1 protein-coding gene is annotated in these 1512 nt (G+C 64.9%); it reads right to left on the reverse strand.

Features of this window, described 5'->3' with window-relative positions; translation table 11 throughout:
* Positions 1 to 291 precede the first annotated feature (291 nt).
* The gene (locus BST13_RS38015; RefSeq protein WP_083171370.1) at positions 292 to 1383 is read right to left on the reverse strand and encodes an IS110 family RNA-guided transposase; all 1092 of its coding nucleotides are present in this window, start codon (positions 1381 to 1383) and stop codon (positions 292 to 294) included.
* Between the last annotated feature and the right edge of the window lie 129 nt (positions 1384 to 1512).

The raw sequence follows: 1512 nt of genomic DNA on the forward strand, positions 1-1512 counted from the left end.
CCAACTGATATGTAGAGAATTCTGTCAAGTGGGCATGGGGAGGCGCCGTCGAGGAGCGACCCCGACGGCGCCTCGTTGCTTTCTCGCGAGTCCGTGTGGTGAGCGTGTCGGTTGGCGACGCGCGGTCAGACTGATATTCGCGGGTTGGCTACCGCAGGACGGCTTTTCGGCTGGATCGCATCCGCGTGTCTAGGGTCGAGCGTCGACCTGATCGGGTCTGCTCATAGTTGGGTCGCGGGTCGATCCACGCGCTGCCACCACCGCGCTCGCAAGAAAGCAGTCAGGGGGCGGTCAGTCGTCCATGACCGCCAGCGACCAGCACCAGCCGGCCAGCTCACGGGCGATCGCGACGTTGGCCACGGTGGAGCGCTTACGTCGGGCCAGGAAGCCCAGCCATCGGTTATGCAGACGATGGTTGCCCTCGTGAGCGCGAGCGCGGGCCGCCGCCGGGGCCAGCTCCCACCGCGAACGCATCACCGCTCTGACCTGATACTTGGATCGGTGATGCCAGGCCGCCTCGACCAGAAGCCGGCGCACGTGAGTATTACCGGTCTTGGTGATCGATCCTTGCGCCCGCGACGCACCCGACGAGGACTCCGAGGGCACCAAACCGACGAACGATCCGATTGTGTTGCCGTTGAACCGATTCCAGTCGCCGATCTCGACTGCTAACGCGAATGCGGTCAACGTGCCCACCCCCCGAAGGCACGACACCCTACGCACCACCGGGGTGAACTCACTGTCGGCGGCGATCTCCTCGATCGCCGAGTCCAGACTGCGGCGTCTGGCCTGCAGCATCAACACGTGCTCGTAGTCGGAATCGAACGCCATCCGCGTCGCCAGTGTCGATAACTGCGGCGCTGCCTGCCCACGCAGCCAGCGATCATGCGCATCGGTCCAGGCACCACCACCGTGATAGACGATGCCGTGGCGCAGCAACAGCTTGGACAGTCGATGGCGCGCCCTCATCAGATCACCGCGGCAGTCTTCGCGGGCACGCACCAGATCGCGGCAAGCCTCCTGGTTCACACTCGGGATCGACACCGAGGTGACCTCATCCAAGCGCAACAACCGCGCCAGATGAAGTGCATCGCGAGCATCGGTCTTCACCCGGTCCCCGGCCGGCTTCTGCAATTTCGATGGCGCGACGACCTCGCATCGAATTCCGGCACCGGTTAACGCCCGATACAACCCGAAACCGGTCGGACCAGCTTCATAGGCCACCGCCACCGGTCCCGGCAGCTGCTTGATCCACTCCTGAATGTGCTCGAAGGACGGCGTCAACCGGGTCTGCGACACCTCCCCGGTGACGCCGTCAATCGCCGCTGCCACGACCGAACGTGCGTGCACGTCCAGCCCAACACTCGTACGCTCAGTGAACACCGGGGCCTCCCACCACTGTCGGATAGACCGGGCGGGCCCACTACCCACCCGGTAACCCACGAACATGGGTGAGCGAGGCCCCGGCCCGCAACCCCCGACACAACGCCGACGGTCACTCATACCGTCTAG

This window comes from Mycobacterium aquaticum (genome assembly GCF_002086485.1).
In the GTDB taxonomy this organism is placed as follows: domain Bacteria; phylum Actinomycetota; class Actinomycetes; order Mycobacteriales; family Mycobacteriaceae; genus Mycobacterium; species Mycobacterium aquaticum.